This window comes from Haliscomenobacter sp., from assembly GCF_040403615.1.
Classification (GTDB): domain Bacteria; phylum Bacteroidota; class Bacteroidia; order Chitinophagales; family Saprospiraceae; genus Haliscomenobacter.
This window is the reverse complement of sequence record NZ_JBBAKG010000207.1, coordinates 1-4,480: the sequence shown is the minus strand read 5'-3', so window position 1 is coordinate 4,480 and position 4,480 is coordinate 1. Positions and strand designations below refer to the sequence as shown.

Here is a 4,480-nt window from a genome sequence, read left to right as displayed (position 1 = left end):
CGCTCACTACTGGTGTGGACGTGTCTGGAACTCTCGAATCAACTTCTAAATCTACCTCCACAGCTGGCAACGATACGTTCAATGCCACTTCCTCAACGTTGAATAGTTTCGACAACATCAACGGTGGTGCTGGTACTGATACTTTCAACTATGCTGAGACAGGTACTGCTCTCTTCGCACTTCCTGCAGCCGTTACCTTGGCAGGTATTGAGAACATCGTTGTTTCTCGCGTGAATACAGGTACGACTTCCGGTGAAGTTGCCATTACAAATACAACGTTTGGTACGGGCGTAACATCACTGTCGTACACCGATGCCAGCGCTGCTGCTGCAATGACGGCAGCCACAGTTGCTGTAACTCTTGCTGACGCAACATCTGTAAAAGTTGCTGCAACTGGCACAGGCACATTCACTACAGTTGCTGTAACTGACACTGCTACGACAGTCACAACAGGCAGCAAACTGAACACTGTATCAATTACAAAAGCATCCGGTGCCAACACATTGACAGGCAATGGAATCACAACCCTGAATTTAGAAGCTACCGGTGGCTTGACTACAGTTACAGCAGCTGCTGGAACTCGCGCATTGACAGTAAACACTTCTGGTACAACAACACTTGGAGGTTTGACAGACGTTACAGCAACTACTTTGAACATTAATGTGACCGGCGCTGCTGCTCTGGGTACATTCACTGCAGCCAAAGCAACTACTGTCAACTACTCGTCTACAGCTGCTAACGTTTCTGGTACTTTGACTGCTGCTCTCGCAACTACATTAAATGTTAGCGGTACCAAGTTGGCAACATTGACGCTGACAGGCAACACCGTTTTGGCAACTGTTAACGTGACCGGCTCTGCTGGCTTGACAACCAACTTGACCACTGGTGCAACTGCCGTTACCTTGCTTGATACATCGGGTACGACTGGAACTACGACAGCTACTGTCAACCTTGCTACTGCCGTTACAGGTGGTGCAGGTAACGAACACATCACCGTTGGTGCAACTACTAAAGCGATCAACTTGGGTGGTGGTACAGCTGTTGCTGCTGTAGCTGGAACATCAAATGCCGTATTAGCTGCCAACTCCGTAACATTGACGTCTGGTACAACAGCGCTCGGCACTGGTGGCTCTATTAATGGCGGCACCGGTACTGCTGACGAATTGATTTTGGTCAACGCCGATGCACAAACTTTATCTGCAACAAATGCTGTAACTACTGCATTTAAAGCTGCTGTAACTGGTTTTGAAATCTTGAACATAGGTACACAGACAGGCGCAACAGTTGATGTGGGCAAAATGGGCACCTTCACTACTGTGAAAATGACTTCAGCTGGTGCTGCGCAAGTCTTGGCCGGCGTCACTTCTGGTCAGACCATTGAAACGGTATTTGGTGCAACAGGTACAAGCATTACAACTAATAGTTTGACTGCTGGTACTGATACATTGACTCTTAAATTGTCAGGTGACTTGTCAGCCGCCGCTAATGCCTTTGGCATTTTTGCCACGCCCGGCGCTGAAACCGTCAATATCGTGACTAACGATACGAACTTGACCTTCGTAACGAGACAAGCAACTGCCACTCTCAATGATACAAATGCAACCTCTATCGTTGTAACCGGTAACAACGGATTGACTCTTACACACAACCTTGCAGACGGTACTACCGCTTCTACTAACTTGCACACTTTAGATGCCAGCGGTTTAACTAAAGGCGCAATTGTTTACACCTCTGGTGTTTTGACAACAGACGCAACTGTTAAGGGTTCTCTGCTTGGTGGCGATACTTTGAATTTCGCCGCATCAGTAGCTGCTGTGAACATGACAGCAACGGCTGGCACGAACACATTGACAGGCTCCACTACTATTGCAAACACAATCACTGGTGGTTCGGGTGCTGACACAATTTCTACCGGTTCTGGTATTGATACCATCGTTGGTGGTGGTGGTGCAGATGTGATCTATGCTGACAATTCTGGAAGAAAAGAAGTTCAGACAATTCTTTTGGCAACCAATGCTGCGGCTGGTAACGACACCTACGTTATTGCAGGTACAACACTTACCCTTGCAGTTGCGGCTGCTGCAACCCCTGCAACTCAAACAACTGCATTGATTGCAGCAATTAATGCAGATGCTCGATTGAAACATATCGTGACTGCGATTGAAGGTGCAACTTCCGCTACAACTCGGTTGAACTTCAAGCAGGATGGCGATATCACAATATCAGCTTTCACTGTTGGAGTCGCGGGTACAACAGCAACCATCGATGCTAGTGGTACCAATCTTTCCCTTAATGGTGTCGTTGGAACATCTGCTAATAACGTTCTTACTGGCGGCTCTGGGTCCGACTTTTTTGTGTTTGGTACAGCAAGTACAACCCCTTCAGCGACGGTTTTCCAAACCATTAATGACTTTGTAACTGCATCTGACACGATCGTATACGCTAATGCGCCATTAACAATCATGGCTTCTGCTACCGCAGCAACCACTGGTACTGCATTGATTTCTGCCGCAGGTGTTGCAACGTTTGCCGCTGCTGACGCTACGTTGGCTGCGCGTATCACTGCTACAGAAGCCGGTATCAATCTTGGCGGAGCAAGAGCGATTGGCCAAGTAGCAATGTTCCAGTTCGGTGCGGATGCTTATGTATTTATATCGGAAGGTACCGATGGCGTAGGCGCAGGCGACCAGTTGATCAAGTTGGTTGGTGTTGATACCACTGCTGGTGCTTTCGACACAATCACCTTGGCTAATGGCAACATGACTCTAGCCTAAGCTACCAAAGAACTAACAACCCCAAGCGCAAGCAAGGGGTCAAGTTAGGCTCTTCAAGAACCCCACCGTTCACAAGGCAGTGGGGTTTTTTCATAGCGCATCTGAAAAAAAGGTGCCCTGCGACAAGACCCCTCAACTTATCTCACGAGACATCACCATGACCGACTGGACATCCGGCTACGTTGCCGACATCGGCTACACCTACGGCTACTACCTTGAATTGAATCCCCAGCGGGTTAAGTTAGCGTTCTTGAACACGGGTCTTGTTGCTCCCGAATTTGGCACAGCCTGTGAGCTAGGGTTTGGTCAAGGCTTATCGGCAAATATGCACGCCGCTGCCTCTGTTTGTTCTTGGCACGGTACTGATTTCAATCCCGCACAAGCTGGGTTTGCCCAAGAGTTGACCTCTGTTTCAGGAGCAAATGCTCATCTTTATGACGAAGCATTCGCAGAGTTCGCAAAGCGTGACTTGCCCGAGTTTGACTACATCGGCCTGCACGGTATCTGGAGTTGGGTATCTGATGAGAACTGCGCTGTCATCGTTGACTTCATCCGGCGCAAGCTCAAAGTGGGCGGTGTGCTTTACATCAGCTACAACACCTTGCCCGGCTGGGGAACCTTTGCCCCCATGCGCCACTTGATGACCGAACACGCTGAAGTCATTGGTGCAGATGGAGTAGGTATCGTTAGCCGTATTGACGGTGCTTTGGACTTTACAGAAAAGCTCTTAGCAACTAACCCCCTGTTTGCCAGAGCCAATCCACTGGTCAATGAAAAGATTAAACAAATCAAAGGACAAAACCGTCACTACTTGGCCCACGAATACTTCAATCGTGACTGGCACCCCATGCACTTTGGGACGATGGCAGAGTGGCTCGAGCCTGCCAAGCTGACCTACGCTTGCTCAGCGAATTACCTCGACTATGTAGAAGCTGTGAACCTAACGGCTGAGCAACAAGCCTTTTTGAAGGACATCCACGACCCGATGTTCAAGCAAACGGTGCGTGACTTCATGGTCAACCAGCAGTTCAGAAAAGACTATTGGGTCAAGGGTGCAAGACGCTCGACAGCACTGGAACAGGCCCAAGGCCTGAGAGACCAGCGCTTGGTTTTGACAGCGCACCGCCCCGATGTGAGCTTGAAAGTGACAGGTGCATTGGGCGAGGCGACCTTGACAGAAAAAGTATATGCGCCCGTATTGGACATGATGGCCGACCACAAGATACGTAACTTGGGGCAGATTGAGCAATCGGTAAAAGACACAGGCATCACCTTTGCCCAGTTGATTCAAGTCGTGCTGGTGCTGTGCAATAACGGCACATTCAGCGCGGTGCAAGACGACACTGCTATTTCCAAGGCTCAGAACTACACAGCCAAACTCAATACCCACTTGATGCTTAAGGCGCGAAGCAGCAATGAAATTGGTTTTCTGGCAAGCCCTGTGACGGGAGGGGGCGTTGGTGTGGGCAGGTTCCACCAATTGTTTATGCTGGCCTTGCAGCAGGGTAAGAAAAAGCCCGAAGACTGGGCTGCGTTTGTGGCGCAAATCTTGACCGCTCAAGGGCAAAAGATTGTCAAAGAAGGCAAGCCACTGGAAACAGCAGAAGAGCACTTAGCAGAACTCACCGCCCAAGCGCATGAATTTACTGTGAAACAATTACATATCCTTAAAGCACTACAGATTGCATAACCATGACCACCATCAA

At 49.2% G+C, this 4,480-nt stretch carries 2 protein-coding genes; both read left to right on the top strand.

All coding sequences use genetic code 11. The features are described from left to right. Nucleotides 1–2,774 (top strand): beta strand repeat-containing protein (locus ABW391_RS28685; protein WP_502916364.1); only part of this gene is annotated, 2,774 nt, incomplete at its 5' end. 157 nt (nt 2,775–2,931) lie between these two features. Further along, complete coding sequence (locus tag ABW391_RS28680; protein ID WP_353485340.1) at nt 2,932–4,464, top strand: methyltransferase regulatory domain-containing protein; 1,533 nt, start codon at nt 2,932–2,934, stop codon at nt 4,462–4,464. The last annotated feature ends 16 nt before the right edge of the window (nt 4,465–4,480 follow it).